Consider the following 18,282-nt stretch of genomic DNA (forward strand, 5'->3'; position numbering starts at 1 on the left):
CCCTGCGCGGCTTCACCGAGTGCACGCGCCGTGACTACATCCGTTGCGTGAAGGCGCTTGCCGCCTTCATCGGCCGCTCCCCCGACACGGCGACGGCTGAGGATCTGCGCCAGTTCCAGTTGCACCAGACGCGAGCCGGCATGCGTCCGCCGAGCATCAACAGCTCGGTCTCGGCGCTGCGCTTCTTTTTCACTGTGACGATCGACCGGCCCGATCTCTCTCGCCGCCTGGCCCTGATCCATCGGCCGCGCAAGCTACCGCTGGTGCTGAGCGTCGAGGAGGTGGCGCGGCTGCTCGAAGCCGCACCGGGGTCTAAGTACAAGGCTGCCCTCGGCACGGCCTATGGCGCCGGATTGCGCGTGTCGGAGATCGTGGCGCTCAAGGTGAGCGATGTCGACTCGACGCGCATGCTGATCCGCGTCGAGCAGGGCAAGGGGCGCAAGGATCGCCACGCCATGCTGTCGCCGCAACTGCTCGAGTTGCTGCGCGCCTGGTGGCGCGAGGGCAAGCGCCGCGGCGTGATGCTGCCGCAGGGCTGGCTGTTTCCGGGCCGCAACCCGGTCACGCCACTCTCCACGCGGCATATGAATCGCGCCGTCCATGCCGCCGCGCAAGTCGCCGGGATCAAGAAGCGGGTGACGCCGCACACGCTGCGCCACAGCTTCGCCACGCATCTGCTGGAGCAGGACGTCGACATCCGGGTCCATCCAGGTCCTGCTCGGCCATGCCAAACTTGATACGACCGCGCTCTATGCCCGCGTCGCCACCAAGACCATCCGCGCCGTGATCAGCCCGCTCGACCGGATCAGACTTCTGGCAGAGGACGACCAGACCGGATACGTGAAGCGGCGGCGGTGAGCCCGCCCGTTCCTGGAGGTCGCCGATATCTTCCACCGCCATGGCGCCGCCTGGCGCGCGGCTCATGCCGGTCACTTGAGCCGCGGCCAGTTGAAGGTGATGGCGGCGATCGCCAGAAACCGAGGCCCGTAGCACGCTAGAAGCAAACGTTCTCGCATGGTCTTAGCGGAACGTGCAACGTCCGGAATTGGCGCGCAAAGCGGACCGTCACAAATGTCTACTATTGATCCTAGCGGATACTGGCCTATGTCCTTGAAGTCACGATGTTTGCTCCGTATGAATGATAGGCGTGATACTGCGTGTTAATTAGCCGTCAAGGTGCGACTGCCCCGGTGGGAACGGCTGAAAGCGGACGGTGCAACCAAAATCTTCCTGGAAACACAGTCGGTGTCGATCGTGAGCGCGAAGACCTAAAGAAGTGCCTAGACTATGTGCATGAATAGCGACACGCTGCTGGCAACGAAGCTTGATAGCTTGGCGCGATCAGCGTCGCACGATCCAGAATATCTTGAAAGGCGCGCCGGCCATCGGTAGTTTCGAGGGTAGCCAGCCATAGAACTCACCTAGAAACGCACGGTGAATAGACACCGCATCTCAAAGTGCGATCTCTACTGACCTGTAACAGTTGGGATCCGAGGCTCGTCCTCACTGCCCTGGAGGCGGCTCGCCAACGCCACTGTCAAAGCTTGTGCAAGGCACATTGGAGCAGCAAGAGAGCGCGAAAACGTATACTCATGCTCGGGGACCGGGAAAAGAACGTTTGCAGACTTGGCCAGAGGCGAAAGCGTACTGTCGGAAATGGCAACGATAGGTATTCCCCGAGCCGCGGCATCTTCAACCACGTTCACGACCTCCGTTGCATAAAAGCGAAACGATACAGCAAACAAAAGATCGGTGTCATTCATCAAACGTGCCATGTAGGTGGCAAGCCCACCGCTTACGTCGAGAAGAACACATCGCTTCCCAAGCATGGTGAGAATGTAACGCAGTAATTCAACGACTGGTGCTGACCGCAATTGTCCGATTAAGTAGATCGTCTCGCTTTTTTCCAGGAGATCGACTGCCGTGGCCAAATCCTCGTCCGAAATTTGAGCAAGTATGTCCTGGAGGGACGCGATATCCCGCACCACAAGTTCGCGTAAAAATCCGGCCTCGCTTCTGTCCGTTCGCGCTCCAAGCTCCGTTTCAAGCGCTTTTTTTCGCGCTTCAAAGCCAGGAGCGGCCGTCGAGAGGCGGCGTTGGAACAAGCCTTGCAGATCTTTAAAGCCCTCGTACCCCAAGGACTGGGCAAACCGCACGAAACTGGACGCGTGGATGCCGCAGCGCTCGGCGATTGAATTGACAGAAAGGACCGCGACATCATTTGGGCTCTGGGTAAGATAGACCGAGATCTTCTGATAGGTCTTGCTCATCCCGTCATAACGGTCATGGACCAGACGAATGAATTCTTCATAATCGCGTGGTGGTTCGATTTCTGTCATTTCTTAAACCTGCAAATTTCATTGCATCATGCGCTCAATCTAAAAAGATTGCCAAGTCATTTCGCATGGTTATTATCCCAAGTAGCGGCGGTGTCCTCCGCCGCGACTCGGGTAACGCAACATCAAAACGATTGTTGCCCGGTTAGTTTCTCGATGATCTTGTCTATAGACACGGCAAGAACTAGGAGAAGACCGGTCACAATTAGACGAACTTCGTTTTCCACACCCATAAGATTGAGGCCGTTTTGAACCGTTCCGATTACTAAGGCGCCCAGAAGCGCCGCATGAATAGAGCCTCTGCCGCCAAATAGGCTGACCCCGCCAATTACAGCCGCCGCAATTGATTCCAGCAATAAGGTTCCACCTCCGACCCCCCCGCCTGAGAATACGCCGACGCCAAGGGTTCTCGATGATGCGATGATGCCGGCAATTGCTGCAACACCGCCTGCAATCGCAAAGGCAGCCATGCGGATGAGCGGCACCTTGATACCGGCCCGTCGCGCCGCTTCGTCATTGTTTCCAACGGCATATAGAAAAAGACCGAATTGGGTTTCGTTCAGGACGTAACCGCCGACGCCAAGGAGAATAACGAAGATGAGAACGGGCAATGGAATGCCTTGACTGGCGTTAAGGACGAGAACGACAATTGCTGCCAACACGCCAGCTCCGACGAGCGGCAGCACCACGCTGTGAAGCGTCGATACTTCAAGGCCAGCGCGCCTCCGTCGCGAGACGCCAGAAAAAATCAGTCCTGCGAGTAGCGCAAGGCCAACAGCCCACGTGAGCCAGGCACTGGCGCCGGAGATGGTGGTCTGCGCTATATATTCCATGCCAGTTCCTAAGAGGCCATAACGAGCGGTGGCAGGAAGTAAGAGTAGCTGGATACCGTTGAGTGCAAGCCCCAGACCTAGGGTCACAACGAATGATGGCACTCCGACCCAGTTCACCCACCGTGCCGAACAGGACCCGATTGCGGCCCCGATCAGGATGGCAATAGGTAGAGCCAGCCAAAGGGGGAACCCGTAGTCAACGATCAGCTTGGCGCTAAAGACTGCGGTGACACCGTGTATCGCTGCGATGGAGAGATCAATTTCCTTGACCAGAAGTACAAACATCAAACCAAGCGCCATCACGCCTATCACGGTCGATTGTTGAAGTAAGTTTGACAGATTTCGCGGTGTAAGGAAGATGTCGCTCTGAATGGCGAAGAAGGCCCAAAGTGCGACCAGGGCGATTACAACCGGCAAGGCCCTGAGATCGCTATTGAGAAGCTCACCGAATGTGCGTTGAGGCTTTGGCGCGGCGGTTGTGGAGATGGAAGTCATGGTGTTTCAATCCCTCGGAACGTGGAAAAGACTCTGGTCAGCCGGCAAGGTTGACCCCCTCATTGCCACCGACCATCGCATTAACGACGATTTCGCCGGTTACATCTTTGGAGCGAAAGCTGGCCGCATTCGCGCCAAGACGCATGACTTCGATCCGGTCGGTCGCGTTCACAACAAAGTGGTGAATGTCGTGACTGACGATGACAATACCCAAGCCATCGTCGGCCAGACTGCGGATGAGATCTGCGACCTGTTGCGCCGCAGAGTGGCTGAGGGCAGCAGTGGGCTCATCGAGGATGACCACCTTCGGCTTCCAAAGGATTGATCTGGCGATCGCTATGTTCTGACGTTGGCCGCCAGACATGGCACCCACGGGCCGCGTCAGCGAAAGATTACCAAGACGCATTCGGGTCATGACCTCACGAGCCCGAACTTCACACTCGGCGCGTCGAATGCGTCGACCGAAAATGCCCGAACCGGTCAATTCGCGGCCAAGAAACAAGTTCTGGACGGCGTCCAGATTGTTGCATAGGGCCAGATCCTGGTAGACGGTGGCAATGCCATAACCAGTTGCATCTGCAGGCGTTCTAATGTGGGCCGGCTTCCCATCTATTTCGTACTCCCCTGAGTCAGCGGCGTACACACCAGCCATCACTTTCACGAGCGTCGACTTGCCAGCGCCGTTATCGCCGACGAGGGCTACGACTTCTCCGGCATGTACATTAACCGATGCGCCCCGCAAGGCATGAACCGAACCGAACGACTTCTGGATGTTGCGCATCGAAATGAGTGGAACGGATTTTTTGTTGGAAGGGGCATTAACCTCCAAATGCTCTGAATCGTTCGCGGTCATCTCATCCTCCGGGATTCCTGATCCTGCCGACAGAGAAAAGCGGTCTTGCCGCTTTCCTCCATAGCAAACGGTCAAATTAAAGGTTCTTCGAGCAGACCTCTGTCGTCTCGACGCCCTTGCAGATCTCTGCCCAGGTCCAAACACCCTTCGAGACCACGTCACCAAGATTGTCTTTGGTAATGTTGGTAACCGGCAGGAACACGGCCGGCACATCCATGAAGGTGTTGTTGACCTTGCCATTGACCAGGTCTGCCGGCACGCCCTTGCCGGCGACAATCGAAGTTACGACATCCGCAGCTTGAGTTGCCTGGACCTTCAGGTCCTTGAGAACAGAGTTGTCTTGCCACCCTTGCGCGATGTAGCGAAGGGCTTCGACAGTAGCGTCTTGGCCACCGGTAACGAGTTTCTCTCCGGGCTTGTATCCTTGAGAAATCAGGGCTGCCACAGAGCCGCCCGTCGTTCCGTCATTCATGCCGAGAAAGACATCGACGTCGCCACCGTTCTTCGTGAGACAATCCTCAGCGAAGTTCTGGGCTTGCACCGGGTCCCAATTCTGGGTGTACTGTTCGCAGACGACCTTTACTTTTCCAGAGTCGATCAACGGTTGCAGAAATTCGTTCTGCCCCTTCTCATATTGCCCAGTACCATACTCGCCTTGATTCCCCTTGACGCGAGCGACGTTGACCGGTGACTTCGACATTGCCTTGATCAGTTCGGCGGCGCGCTTGCCCTGCTCCTGGCCGACCGCGAGTGAATCAAAAACGATATGCGCGTCGGCTTTTCCGCCGACGGCGTCGTGATCGTACAGAACAACCGGGATGTTTGCTTTTGCGGCAGCGGCGAGTTCGCCGGCAGCGAGATTTGCGTCAGCAGATGTGAGCAGGATTACTTTTGCTCCTTGCGCGATCGCATCTTCGACCTGAGCCTGCTGTTTGGTGGGGTCGCCCTGGGCATTTTGGACCACCACTTCAACGGTGGGCGCTTTTTCTTTCATTGCCTGAACAAAAAACGGCGCGTCACGGCTCTCGAAGCGAATTGTCGTTTGATTGGGCAATAGAAAAAAGACTTTGGATTTGTCCTGCGCGACTGCCGTGCCGCCCATTGCAGATGCGATAAATGTTGTGGCCATCAGGCCACGGATCAGACGTCCCATTTTCTACCTCCCATGGAACTAAGTGAACCCCGACCGGCAGAGACGCGCCTCCCAGCGCCTTACCCCTCCCAGTCCATGATTGCTTCAGTATTTACGTTGATTGCAACAATCATTGCAAATTATAGTAAGATGCAATAAACGCTGAGTCAAAGCATATTTCAATAATTGATGCACTTTTTTGCTGTTGCAATTTTCATTGCATAACTTTCGAAATGTCCTGCGTGCAGACCCACCTTCGCCTCACGATTTAATGGCATTAAGTCTTAGGTCGTTCGCAAGTGATCAGCATTGACGACCAGCTTCGGATCTATTCGCCCCGAAAAGAAATCGAGCACATTCTGGATCGACGCCACGGCCATTCTTTCCCCACACTCGCGCGTCAACCCCGCAATATGTGGCGACAGAACCACTTGATCGAACGCGAGAAGTCGGCAATCTTTGGAGGGCGGTTCGTCGTCAAACACATCAAGCCCCGCTGCACCGAGATGTCCGGATTGTAATGCTTCGATTAAAGCGGCCTCTTCGACCACGCCTCCGCGAGCTGTGTTGACGAGTATAGTCCCAGGTTGCATCGCCGCAAACTCGCTCTTACCAATGATCGGCCTATCGGCCTTCGGAACGTTGACCGAAACGACATTCGCCCACTGAAGGCCTTCCTCAAGATCACCCACCGGCAAGACCGGACCTTCTGGCCAGCCCTGGTTCTCCAGAAAAGGATCGAAGGCCCTAATCGCCATACCAAAGCCTGTAGCCATCCGCGCAAGATGACGCCCAATGCGACCAAACCCTACGATCAACAGGCGCTTTCCGGAGATTTCTTCCGCTTCCAGTCTATTGCGCCATCCCCATTCCGACGGATTTCGAACCGCGTGATCACCGCGAATAGCCCGTTTGGCCGCTGACAATATCAGCATCATTGCATGCTCAGCCACCGACACGGAATTGACGTCACCGACAACTGCGAGCGCGATGCCTCTTTCATTGAGCGACGCCAGATGCACAGCATCATATCCAACGCCATGGCGAGAGACGATCTTTAGGCGGTCCGCGCTCGCGACAGTCGATGCCGACAGCGGCTGAGTCCGTAGCACAAGTGCATCGGCCCTCCCGATCAGGGGGTAATAAGACCCCTCCGATACTTCCTCGACATAGTCGAATGTCACGCCTGGAGAGTTCCTTAAAAGCGCCACCCCGGAGGGATGCAGCTTTCCGGCAATGAGAATATGCGGCATCAGTATGCCCCCTTTTCGGCCGTGCCGGCCGCCTGACCCACGAGGTCGCGAAATTTCGCAACGTTTGCCGCCGCCGCCGCTGCCAGAAGCCGACTGTCACCTGAAACGGTGGTCATATCGAAGCCCCAACCAATGGCCCGGGCGGCGTATTCCGGCGTGCCGCAATGCAGGGCAGCGCGAATTCTGTTCTTTTTGCAAGCTGCGACGATGTGCTGGAGCGCCTCGATCATTTCCGGCTCTTCGCGATCGAAAGCTGGCGCAAGCCGGCCTTCCGTCAAGCTGAAGGTCAGATCGGCTGGGCCAACATAAATGCCGTCCAATCCTGGCGTTGCGGCAATCCCATCAAGGTTGTCCATCGCTTGTTTGGTTTCGACCATGGCAAAAGCAAGGACTTCCGAATTCGCCTCACCCGCATAGTTCGGCCCCGCGGCGAAGCTAACCCGCGTCGGCCCAAAACTGCGCTGGCCGTGCGGCGGGTAGCGAAGATAGCTGACGAATTCAGTCGCCTGTGCGGCGGTATTTACCATTGGGCAAATCACACCATAGGCCCCCGCATCCAGCACTTTCATGATGATGCCGGGCTCCAGCCAGGGTACACGCGCCATTGGCACGACACCCGAGGCGCGCATAGCCTGGAACATCGGCAACACCGAAGTGTAGTCCAGCGCACCATGCTGGATGTCGATGGAGACGGAGTCATAACCTTGAGCGGCCATGATCTCAGCGGTGAAGGCATTACCGATCGAAAGCCAGCCATTGATCGACGGCCGGCCCTCTGCCCAGATTTCTTTCAGTCTGTTCTTGATCATTTGTATCGTCCTCAAAACACGATCTGGGAAAGCTTGGTATCGAGATAGTCGCTGATACCTTCGGTCCCGCCCTCGCGGCCCATACCCGAATGGTTAGTGCCGCCAAACGGAGCCTCGGCCGCGGCTAATGCAAAGCTGTTTATTCCGACCATCCCTGCCTTCAGGGTCGATATGGTCCGTCTCGCGCGATCTGGTGAACGAGTAAAAGCATAGGCCGAGAGCCCCATATCGGAGGCATTGGCCCGCGAAAGCACTTCATCCTCTTCGGTAAAACGCGTGACCGCGGCGATCGGGCCGAAATTTTCCTCGGCGAAGACCTTCATGTCATCGGTAACATTGGTCAGAACAGTTGGTTTGTAGAAATGCCCGGCGTTGAATTCCGAAGCGCGTTCGCCCCCCGCTACCACTTGCGCCCCTGCTTTCACAGCGTCGAAGACGATCGACTCGATCTGTGAAAGGCGCCCGCTGTTAATCAAAGGCCCCATTTGGACAGTGGGATCCAGACCATCGCCGAGTTTGAGCGTATTTGTGCGTCTGACGAACCCATCAACGAAGGCGTCATGCAAACGTTCATGCACGAAAAAGCGATCTGGTGTCACGCAGACCTGGCCCGCATTTGCGAATTTCGTGGGCACGGACATATTCAGCGCAAGCTCAAGATCGGCATCGTCATAGACGATAAGCGGGGCGTTGCCGCCCAGCTCCATCGACACTTTCTTTACAGTGTCAGCAGCATCACGGATCATCTGTTGACCAATGCGAGTCGAACCCGTCAACGACACCTTGCGCACTGATTTATCCGCCATGATCGGCGCATAAGTAGTCGCGGTTGGCCCAACAACCAGATTGACGACGCCATCGGGGAGGTTGCCGGCGCGAATGCAATCGACCATGACCATAGCCACCCCCGGGGTGTGGCTGGAAGGCCGGATAACCACCGCGCAACCTGCCGCGAGCGCAGGCGCTGCCTTGCGAGCCACAAGTGCAGCGGGAAAATTCCAGGCAGTGAAGGCGCCGACGATGCCGACGGGCTCACGTGTTACCTCGAAACGCCCCCCGACTACTCGCGATTCGATGATCCTGCCGTAAATCCGGCGTGCCTCTTCCGCGAACCACCGAAATTGCTCGATAGACAATCCCCATTCGCGCTCCGACTGTGCAATCGGTTTGCCGGTCTCCGCGGAGATCATCCTTTTCGCCTCATCGGTTCGTCGGACCATCTCGTCGGCAATTCGGTGCAGAGCGTCGGCGCGGGTAAAAGCGGCTGTCGTCCTCCACGCGGCGAAACCTTTGCCGGCTGCAGCCAGGGCTTCCAGCGTATCTGCTGTTGTCGCCACCGGAACGGCACCGAGAGCACTTTGCGTCACGGGGCTCAAGACGTCAGCCAGCGCTTCATCAGCTGAACCGCGCCATTTGCCGTCGATATAAAGTCCAAAATTCTGATACATAATTCATCCAATCTCGTTGGTTTTTACCGTGCGGTTTTCGGCCGCTGATTTGATCGATGCCTCTGCCAGGATCAGTGCCCGGTGGCCATCATCAAATCCGACTTCTGGAGGCTTTCCTGCCTCGATCGCATCGACGAAAGCACCAATCTCGGCCATGAAAGCCTCCGCGTAACGGTCGATGAAAAAGTTTAGTAGTGGCGCGCCCTTTCCAGTGGAATCGGCATGGTGAAATGTCGTCATGTTGGGGCGACGATTTTCGGAAACGACCATTCCTTTCGTCCCGAGAGCCTCAAGGCGCTGGTCATAGCCGTAGACGGCCTGGCGCGAATTATTGATGATGCACTGCTTGCCCGATGCAGTCTTCAGGACGACGGTTACCGTATCGTAGTCATTCAATCGCTGCATAAGCGCCGGATCGACAAGACGGCTACCGATCGCTGAAACCTCGGTCACTTCTTCATCGAGCATGAAGCGTGCCATATCGAAGTCGTGGATCGTCATGTCGCGAAAAATTCCGCCCGATACTTCGGCATAGCCAGCCGGTGGCATTCCGGGATCACGCGATGTTATGACGACCTGATGCAGGTCCCCTATATCACCTGCGCGGACGGCATCTCGAGCGGCCCTGTGGCCGGGATCGAAGCGCCTCACAAAACCGAGCATGATGGGCACTTTGGTCATTCCAATCGTTTCTGCACATTGCTGAACGCGAGCAAGGCTCAGATCGATCGGCTTTTCGCATAGTATTGGCTTGCCGGCGGCGACGGCTCTTTCGATGAAGTCGGCGTGTGTCGGCGTGGAAGTGGCGATCAGTACCGCTTCGATATCCTTGCTGGAGAACACCGCTTCAGCAGAATCGAACACCCTCACACCAAGATTTTTGCCAACGTCCTCTGCGGAGGGGCGATGAACGTCGAAGACGCCAGCCAGTGTCGACCGTGGATGCGCAGCTATGTTTTCCGCATGCATTCGGCCAATACGGCCGCAGCCGAGAACGGCGATTTTCAGCATTAAGGTCCTCCCAAATTAATTTATGCAATGATTGTTGCGGAACTATTGATTTGTCAATTAATATTTCGTAGCATCCAGTCAACATGATCCATGGGAGGAGAACTGCATGTCCCCGAAGACAGTGCGCCTGACAATGTCGCAGGCGCTTGTGCGCTATTTGTGCAATCAATTTACGGAGATCGATGGTGAACGGCTTCGGCTCTTTGCAGGCGTGTTCGCCATATTCGGTCACGGCAACGTTACGTGCTTGTCCGAAGCACTCGAGGCAGTTCAGGATCAATTGCCGACTTGGCGTGGTCAAAACGAACAATCGATGGCGCTAGCTGCGATCGCCTTTGCCAAAGCCAAGCGCCGGCGCCAATTGATGGTCGCGGCGACCTCTATCGGGCCGGGTGCGGTCAATATGGTGACGGCCGCTGGTACCGCGCTCGCCAACCGGCTGCCAGTACTTCTGATCGCGGGTGATACCTTCGCAAACAGAATTCCCGACCCTGTCCTGCAACAGGTCGAACACTTCAACGACCCGACTCTCACAGTCAATGATGCGTTCAAACCGGTCACTAGATATTGGGATCGCCTTGTCTTGCCTGAACAGATCATCTCGTCTTTGCCGCAGGCAATTGCGACAATGCTTGACCCGGCGGATTGCGGTCCTGCCTTCATTGGTCTCGCACAGGATGCCCAAGAACTCGCCTTCGATTATCCAACCGCATTTTTTGAGCCAACCGTCTGGTCAATACCGCGCCCCCGGGCCGACAAACAAAAGCTGTTGGAAGCAGCTGCATTGCTCAAGTCCGCAAAGAAGCCGCTGCTCATTTCAGGAGGCGGTGTTCGCTACTCGCTGGCCGAAGAGAAGGTCGCGGAGTTCGCCCTCAGTCGCGGCATCCCAATCGTCGAAACCATCGCCGGAAAGGGTGCCTTAACTCACACTCACCCTGCGCACGCTGGCCCCATCGGGATCGTTGGCTCGACCTCGGCAAATGCGCTTGCCAGCGAGGCCGATGTCATTCTGGCAATCGGCACGCGCTTGCAGGATTTCACCACTGGCTCATGGACCCTGTTCCACCAGGATGCGAAGTTCATTTCTATCAACGCAGCGCGCTTTGACGCAGTCAAGCATCGTGCAATCGCGGTCGTTGGTGATGCTCTTGAAACTGTGGTCGAGCTGGACAGTTTGCTCGGCGACTGGAAGGCCGATCCGGCGCTGCTTGTGGAAGCTCAATCGCAATTTGCCGAATGGAACAAACTGCTCGATCAGCATCAGGCTGTCACAAACGGGCCCATCCCTACCTACGCGCAGGTGATTGCCATCGTCAACGAAACTTCAAAGCCAAATGACACATTGATTGCTGCCGCGGGCGGCACACCTGGCGAGGTCACGAAGGGTTGGCGGGTTAAAAATCCGAACACATTCGACTGCGAATTCGGCTTCAGTTGTATGGGGTACGAGATAGCCGCGGGCTGGGGTCATGCAATGGCCAAGGCCGGCGACGGCACGCCGATCGTCATGATCGGCGATGGCACTTATATGATGATGAACTCTGACATTTATTCGACCGTGCTGACCGGCCACAAGATGATTATCGTCGTTTGTGACAACGGCGGTTATGCGGTTATCAATCGTCTGCAGCAATTCAAAGGCGTGCCGGGTTTCAACAATTTGATCAAAGACTGCCGGGTCAAGGAAGCCTTTCCCGTCGATTTCGTCAAGCATGCCGAGTCGATGGGTGCGCTAGCCCGCCGCTGCGAAAGCCTTGCCGATCTGAAGTCGGCAATGGAATGGGCGCAGACGACGGACCGCACGACGATCGTCACACTGGTCACTGACGCCTATGCATGGGTCCCCGGCGATGCCGACTGGGACGTCGGCGTTCCGGAGGTGTCCGAGCTTGAAGCTGTTCAAAAAGCCCGGGCTAGTCAGGAGTTAATTCGCAAGAAGCAGCGTGTGGGTGTGTAAGATGAATCGCATCGAGGGAAAGGTCGCTGTTGTCACCGGGGGCACCCAAGGGCTGGGTGCAGCAATCGCACGGCTCTTCGCTCAAGCGGGTGCTGCCGGCATTGTCACCTGCGGACGAAACGCGGACAAAGGCAACGCCGTTGCTGTTTCGATTACAAGGGACACCGGGGTCCCGGTGACGTTTGTGCCCACAGATCTTGAAAGAGTCGAAGATTGCCGATCGGTCATTACAACTGCGGACGCTAAATTCGGCAGAATTGATATTCTGGTTAATGCAGCCGGCCTCACTGATCGAGGCAATCTTTTGAATTCGTCGCCGGCTCTTTTTGACCGCATGTTCGCCGTCAATGTCCGCGCGCCATTCTTTCTCATGCAAGACGCGGCGAAGCTCATGATACGGGATGAAATCAAGGGCAGCATAATCAACATCGGCTCGACATCCGAGCACGCCGGACAGCCATTTCTTTCCCCGTACTCTGCATCAAAAGGTGCGCTGGCAACGCTCACTCGGAATTCCGGCTACGCCCTGATGCGCAACCACATCCGGGTGAACCAGCTCGATATTGGCTGGATGGCGTCTGACGGCGAGGATCGTATCCAGCGCGAATATCATGGAGCCGAGCCGGGCTGGTTGGAAAAGGCCGCGGCAGCGCAACCATTTGGACGCATCTTGGCACCAGAGGAAGTCGCCCGAGCCGTTCTTTTCTTCGCATCCCACGATTCAGGGATGATGACCGGCTCTGTCGTCCACTTCGATCAATCGGTCTGGGGAGCCTACGACGGCAGTCCCCCTGCTCCAGCAGCAGCCTTATCCGAATAAGGGAGAAAGCATGAAAACGATCAAAGGACCAGGCATCTATCTGGCCCAATTTGCGGCTGATGAAGCGCCGTATAACTCGCTTCCCAGCTTATCAAAATGGGTCGCTGCCCGAGGCTTCGCCGGCGTTCAAATACCGACGTGGGACAATCGCCTGATCGATATGAAGTTGGCGGCCGAAAGCAAGGCATATTGCGATGATCTCAAGGGGGTGCTTGGGGAAAGCGGCCTTGAGGTGACGGAGCTGGGTTCGCACATTACCGGCCAGCTCGTTGCCGTCCATCCCGCCCATGACCGCATTATGGACAGCTTCGCCCCTGCGCATGTGCATAACAATCCGGCCGCCCGTCGGGCGTGGGCGGAGGAGCAAATGCGGTTTGCCGCACGCGCTTCCCGCAATCTCGGCATTGATCGTCATGTCAGTTTTACCGGGTCATTGCTCTGGCCTTATCTCTACCCTTACCCACAATGGCCAGAGGGCCTGGTCGCCGAGGCATTCGCAGAATTAGCAAACCGTTGGCTGCCAATCCTGAACGATTTCGATGAACAGGGCGTCGATTTATGCTTCGAGATTCACCCCTGCGAGGACGTCCATGACGGCTTGACCTTCGAGATGTTCCTGGAAGGTGTGGGCGGCCATCGCCGCTGCAACATTCTTTACGACCCGAGCCACTTCGTCTTGCAGGCGCTCGATTATCTGGAATTCATCGATCATTACCATGAGCGGATCAAGATGTTCCACGTTAAGGACGCCGAGTTCCGACCGAACGGCAAGACGGGGGCCTATGGTGGCTTCCAGCCATGGTCGAAACGCGCGGGGCGGTTCCGCTCGCTGGGCGATGGTCAGGTGGATTTCGGCGCAGTTTTCACCAAGCTCGCCACCTATGATTTCGATGGCTGGGCGGTGTTGGAATGGGAGTGCTTCATCAAGCATCCGGAGGACGGCGCCGCGGAGGGCGCGAAGTTCATCCGCGAACACATCATCCGGGTCGCTGATCGTGCGTTCGATGATTTCGTGAAATCCGGCGCAAACAGAGATATCAACCGAGCCATGCTCGGACTTGATTGAGGAAAGACATGACAGCAGACTCTTCTTCCCCAAAATCATTGCGCCTCGGAATGGTGGGTGGAGGCGATGGCGCCTACATCGGCAATATCCATCGCATCGCCGCTCGACAGGACAGAACCTGGACCTTGGTGGCAGGCGCATTCGACGTTGATGCCGCCCGCGGTCATGCGTTTGCAGCAACCCAGGGGCTGGATCCCACACGCTCCTATGACGACTTCAAGGCCATGATTGCGGGCGAGAGCGTTCGTGAAGACCGCATTGATGCGGTTGCGATCTGCACGCCCAACTTTACGCATTTCCCAATCGCCAAAGCATTCTTGGAAGCGGGCTTTGACGTCATCTGCGAGAAGCCTCTAACCGCGACTTTGCACGATGCGGTCATACTCGAAAACCTGGTTCGCGATAGCGGCCGGTTTATGGGCGTGACATACACCTACTCTGGCTACCCGATGGTACATGAAGCCAAGCATATGGTTGCGACTGGCCAATTAGGAAAGATTCGTACCGTTCAAGTTGAGTATCCACTCGAATGGATGGCCACCGCAATCGAGACCGAGGGCAACGCGCAGGCTGCTTGGCGAACCGATCCGAAGAAAAACGGCCGTGGTGGCTCTATTGGCGATATCGGTACGCATGCCTATCACCTGGCTGGCTTCGTTTCAGGTCTCAAGCTTCAATCGTTGACGGCGGACCTCGCCACATTCGTGGAAGGACGCGCCTTGGATGATAACGCTCATGTTATGCTGCGCTATGAAGGTGGCGCCCGCGGGCTGCTTTGGTCTTCTCAGGTTGCACTCGGATCTTCTAATGGCGTGCGCCTTCGGGTGTTCGGTGAAAAAGCCTCTCTCACTTGGTTTCAGGAACAACCGAACGAGCTGGTACACGCTCGGCTGAACGGACGGACTGAAATCATCAAGCGCGGCGCCAATGATCTCAGCGAAGGCGCCCAAGCGCGAACCCGTACGCCGCCAGGGCACCCGGAGGGCTATCTGGAAGCGTTCGCGAATCTGTATGCTGGCTTTGCTGAAGCAATTCGGGCCCGGCGCGAAGGGCGCGAACCGACAGCCATAGGGCGCAATATCCCGACGGCTTACGACGGGCTCAAGGGTGTCGCATTCGTTGATGCGGTTGTTGACTGCTCGGCAGCGGCCGATCAGCCTTGGCTCACGCCAGTTGCAGTTTAAGATACCAGCCTTCCCGACCGTACTTCGACACCGGACGCTGATACGTCAGTCTCAGCACCGGCCATTTCCCACATGGATTGCCGAACGCGATCGACCTGTAAGTGGGAACGATAAACTGGCACAAGAATGTCCGGTGTTGTGACCCGAATCTGACGTTTGGCGATTGTGGCGCGACTGACCGCTTTGCGGCTATGTCAGTCATTCCTATAGTAATGCCCTCTGACCAAAAACGGACGCAGCAAATGATAGTGGCATGCAACAATATCTACCCGAAAATCACGGAACGTATTGTCGGGTGATATATTAATGCGCGTGACGTCTTTTTTTAACATCAGAGCAGGTCGAATGCGAGCGTGAAGATCTTTTTGGGGAAACCTTTTCACTATGGACGAGGTACAAGTCCGGCAAGACGCCATCGCCTCAAGTCGGCAATCCTGCCATCCGGAACAAGATAAAAGTGTCAGTCCGTGTCATCGCATGGCCCGCACTCTGGCATCTTGTTAGGAGTTCCTAGTCCTTACCCGAGCTCAGTTTGCGACGTAAGAAATTCGCCTTCGCTCCCAGAACTCCGATGAGCCAAACCAAACCGGCGTCCATCAAAGCGACTTTTGGAACAATGGCATTGAGACGAAACCGTGGTAACTTTAAGGGCGCGTCGATAGCAACCACAAACAAAGCGGCTTAGCAGGGCTGAGGTCAAGTCGGTCTCTGCAATCGCGGCGAGGGCGAACATGAAGTTCTGAACGGTTAGCGCAATATGTCGTCACAAGCCTTTTTGCGCCAAAGCTTCGTCTACAAACCCATGGGATCGCCGCTGAGCGAGACGTAGATATTGCATTATGCAGTATCGTTCAAGGTTGGGATCGTTCTTAAAAGGATGCCCAGCGCGCATCGCAACAACTAAGTCTTCTTCATAGAGGAGGCGCGCCGCATTTGAACACGAGCGTCAAGACTTTGAGGCTGTCCTATCAACCTCTCAATGTCATGCACAACGCAGTGGGCGCGGTATCGAGAAGCGCCAGCAAGTCATCGTAAAGGTTGGTGGAAATGGTCAAGCCGTTTGCCAGACTATTTTGCCGAGCAGAATAACGTCGCTGGGAGGGGAGCCGTGCGCCTTGACCGAGAATGTTGTCAAACAACATTTCGGCACGCGAAAGATTGGCGGCCAATGTATCGCCGAGAAATACCGCGGGATCGAAGATGAGAATGAGCTCGCCGTGACAGGGGGATGCACCTCGGCCCTGGTCGAAAGCTTTTGATTCCAGGCTCAACATGTCGCCAATCAGCGGACCGGCAAGCAGCTCGACCATGGCCGAAAGGGCGGAACCCTTGTGTCCGCCAAAGGTGAGCATTGCGCCTTTCAAAGCCTCGGAGGGATCGATTGTGGGTTGACCATCTTGGTCGATTGCGAGACCCGGCTTTATCTTCTTGGCTGCTCGGCCGTGCAGTTCGATCTCGCCTCTAGCTGTCGCGCTCGTGGCAAAGTCGAAGACAAAAGGGTGGCCGTCGGCGCGGGGCCAGGCGAAGGCGATAGGATTGGTTCCGAACAGCGGCTTGGTGCCGCCGGCCGGCGCAACCCAACTGTGACTAGGCGTTAAGGCCAATGCCGCCAAGCCATCTTCCGCCAAAGGTTCTATTTCGGGCCATAGTGCCGAGAAATGATAGCAATTGTTGATGGCAAGGGCAGCCAGACCTTGCTCGCGCGCTTTCGCAACGGCGAGGGAAATGACTTTCTTGTAGGCGTAGGAGGAAAAGCCGAAGTCAGCGTCGACCTTGACGATGGCAGGGGACAGATCGATGACTTTGGGATTCGCGACCTTGTTAACGCCGCCAGTGTTGATCGAATGCACGCATCCGATGAGTCGGTACAATCCATGGGAGTGGCATTCGTCGCGTTGTGCTGTCACGATGACTTCAGATACCGCCTCAGCTTGTCCGGCGCTCAATCCTGTACGTAAAAGTATCTGCAGGCAGAGATCGTTGGCTTCACTCAAGGTGAGTGTGACGGTATCGGTCATATGAAAACTCTGTTCCACATTCTTAAATCAATGATTTCTGCCGGTTTGTTTCGCTAGGCCAGCGTTACCCAAATCGTCTTCAACTGCGTGTATTGATCGAATGCCTCAATGCCCTTGTCGTACCCGCCGAAGCCAGACGTCTTATATCCTCCGAACGGTGTGGTGATATCGCCCTCGCCATAGCCGTTGACGGCCACTGTCCCGGCCTGTAGGCCGCGCGCCATACGGATGGCGACGTTGATATCCCTGGAGAAGACGGTAGCTGCGAGCCCGTAGGCAGAGGCGTTCGCCAACTCGATGGCTTCGGCCTCCGATTCGAACGGCAGGATTGCGACCACGGGGCCGAATATCTCGTCACGGGCTAGAGCCATGTCCGAAGTAACGTTATCGATTACTGTGGGATCGACAAACCAGCCGCCCGTTTCCTCAAGGAGACGGCTTCCACCTGCAATGACGGTCGCTCCGTCCTGCTTCGCCTGTTGAATGACATCGAGGACCCGCTTTAGCGCGGATGCTTCAATCAGGGGGCCGAGCTTGCTGGAATGGTCGTTCGGTTGCCCTACTTTCCAAGCTTTCGTTGCCTCGACCAGTCTTTCGACAAATTTCTCTTTGATGCTCGATTGGACAAGGATACGGGATCCGCACGTGCAGTTTTGCCCCATGTTCCAGAAGGCGGCGCCGGCGAGGTTTTCGGCAATGCTGTCGAGGTTATCGGCTGCATCAGCCATCACGATCTGCGGGCTTTTCCCACCACATTCCAGCACAACCTTCTTAAGGTTGCTGTCGGCGGCGTAGCGCAAAAATTGGCGTCCAATTTCGGTCGATCCCGTGAACGAAATGACGTCAACATCGTGATGGAGGCCCAGCGCCTTGCCAGTCACGTGCCCGAGCCCAGGCACCACGTTAAATACGCCACCGGGAATGCCGGCTTCAAATGCCAGTTCGGCAATCCTCAATGTCGAGAGCGGTGCAAGCTCCGCGGGTTTGACCACAATCGAGTTCCCCGCAGCAAGGGCAGGTGCAATTTTCCAGGAAAGTGTCCCCGCGGGAAAGTTCCAGGGCAATAC

Annotated in this window: 14 protein-coding genes and 1 pseudogene; 5 read left to right on the forward strand and 10 right to left on the reverse strand. The window is 56.4% G+C overall.

Features of this window, described 5'->3' with window-relative positions; all coding sequences use genetic code 11:
* The first annotated feature begins 2 nt into the window (after positions 1-2).
* Positions 3-858 (forward strand): annotated as a pseudogene (locus AAAB35_RS06010) (tyrosine-type recombinase/integrase).
* Positions 859-1,466: 608 nt separating this feature from the next.
* Here AAAB35_RS06010 and AAAB35_RS06015 read toward each other — a convergent pair.
* The 8 genes from AAAB35_RS06015 to iolG form a co-directional block, all read right to left on the reverse strand.
* Positions 1,467-2,339: a MurR/RpiR family transcriptional regulator gene (locus AAAB35_RS06015; protein ID WP_340667302.1), complete on the reverse strand. Its 873-nt coding sequence runs from the start codon at positions 2,337-2,339 to the stop codon at positions 1,467-1,469.
* A gap of 122 nt (positions 2,340-2,461) precedes the next feature.
* On the reverse strand, positions 2,462-3,586 hold the full coding sequence (locus tag AAAB35_RS06020) for an ABC transporter permease (RefSeq protein WP_340667303.1): 1,125 nt from the start codon (positions 3,584-3,586) through the stop codon (positions 2,462-2,464).
* A 115-nt stretch (positions 3,587-3,701) separates the two neighbouring features.
* Positions 3,702-4,517, reverse strand: coding sequence for an ATP-binding cassette domain-containing protein (locus AAAB35_RS06025; RefSeq protein WP_340667304.1), 816 nt, complete (start codon positions 4,515-4,517; stop codon positions 3,702-3,704).
* A gap of 76 nt (positions 4,518-4,593) precedes the next feature.
* On the reverse strand, positions 4,594-5,619 hold the full coding sequence (locus tag AAAB35_RS06030) for a sugar ABC transporter substrate-binding protein (RefSeq protein ID WP_340667305.1): 1,026 nt from the start codon (positions 5,617-5,619) through the stop codon (positions 4,594-4,596).
* Between the two features lie 314 nt (positions 5,620-5,933).
* Positions 5,934-6,902, reverse strand: a complete 969-nt coding sequence (locus AAAB35_RS06035; protein WP_340667306.1) for a hydroxyacid dehydrogenase — start codon at positions 6,900-6,902, stop codon at positions 5,934-5,936.
* A complete protein-coding gene (locus AAAB35_RS06040) occupies positions 6,902-7,711 on the reverse strand; it encodes an aldolase/citrate lyase family protein (RefSeq protein ID WP_340667307.1) in 810 nt (269 codons plus the stop codon). Before AAAB35_RS06040 ends, AAAB35_RS06035 begins: the two co-directional genes overlap by 1 nt.
* Positions 7,712-7,722: 11 nt before the next feature.
* Positions 7,723-9,159, reverse strand: a complete 1,437-nt coding sequence (locus AAAB35_RS06045) for an NAD-dependent succinate-semialdehyde dehydrogenase (RefSeq protein ID WP_340667308.1) — start codon at positions 9,157-9,159, stop codon at positions 7,723-7,725.
* 3 nt (positions 9,160-9,162) lie between these two features.
* The gene (iolG, locus tag AAAB35_RS06050) at positions 9,163-10,170 is read right to left on the reverse strand and encodes an inositol 2-dehydrogenase (RefSeq protein ID WP_340667309.1); all 1,008 of its coding nucleotides are present in this window, start codon (positions 10,168-10,170) and stop codon (positions 9,163-9,165) included.
* Positions 10,171-10,276: 106 nt separating this feature from the next.
* On the opposite strand from iolG, the gene iolD reads away from it, so the two are divergent.
* From iolD to AAAB35_RS06070, 4 genes are read left to right on the forward strand one after another with little or no spacing between them, the layout of a single operon-like run.
* The gene (gene iolD, locus AAAB35_RS06055; protein WP_340667310.1) at positions 10,277-12,127 is read left to right on the forward strand and encodes a 3D-(3,5/4)-trihydroxycyclohexane-1,2-dione acylhydrolase (decyclizing); all 1,851 of its coding nucleotides are present in this window, start codon (positions 10,277-10,279) and stop codon (positions 12,125-12,127) included.
* 1 nt (position 12,128) lies between these two features.
* Positions 12,129-12,947, forward strand: coding sequence for an SDR family oxidoreductase (locus tag AAAB35_RS06060; RefSeq protein ID WP_340667311.1), 819 nt, complete (start codon positions 12,129-12,131; stop codon positions 12,945-12,947).
* Between the two features lie 10 nt (positions 12,948-12,957).
* A complete protein-coding gene (locus tag AAAB35_RS06065) occupies positions 12,958-14,013 on the forward strand; it encodes a sugar phosphate isomerase/epimerase (RefSeq protein ID WP_340667312.1) in 1,056 nt (351 codons plus the stop codon).
* 50 nt (positions 14,014-14,063) lie between these two features.
* A complete protein-coding gene (locus AAAB35_RS06070) occupies positions 14,064-15,197 on the forward strand; it encodes a Gfo/Idh/MocA family oxidoreductase (RefSeq protein WP_340667315.1) in 1,134 nt (377 codons plus the stop codon).
* A gap of 968 nt (positions 15,198-16,165) precedes the next feature.
* On the opposite strand, the gene AAAB35_RS06075 is transcribed toward AAAB35_RS06070, so the two are convergent.
* Positions 16,166-17,215: an Ldh family oxidoreductase gene (locus AAAB35_RS06075; RefSeq protein WP_340667313.1), complete on the reverse strand. Its 1,050-nt coding sequence runs from the start codon at positions 17,213-17,215 to the stop codon at positions 16,166-16,168.
* 53 nt (positions 17,216-17,268) lie between these two features.
* Positions 17,269-18,282, reverse strand: a 1,014-nt coding sequence (locus AAAB35_RS06080; protein ID WP_340667314.1) for an aldehyde dehydrogenase family protein, incomplete at its 5' end; no start/stop codon positions are given.

The sequence above is a fragment of the Phyllobacterium sp. genome (genome assembly GCF_037994425.1).
GTDB lineage: Bacteria > Pseudomonadota > Alphaproteobacteria > Rhizobiales > Rhizobiaceae > Phyllobacterium.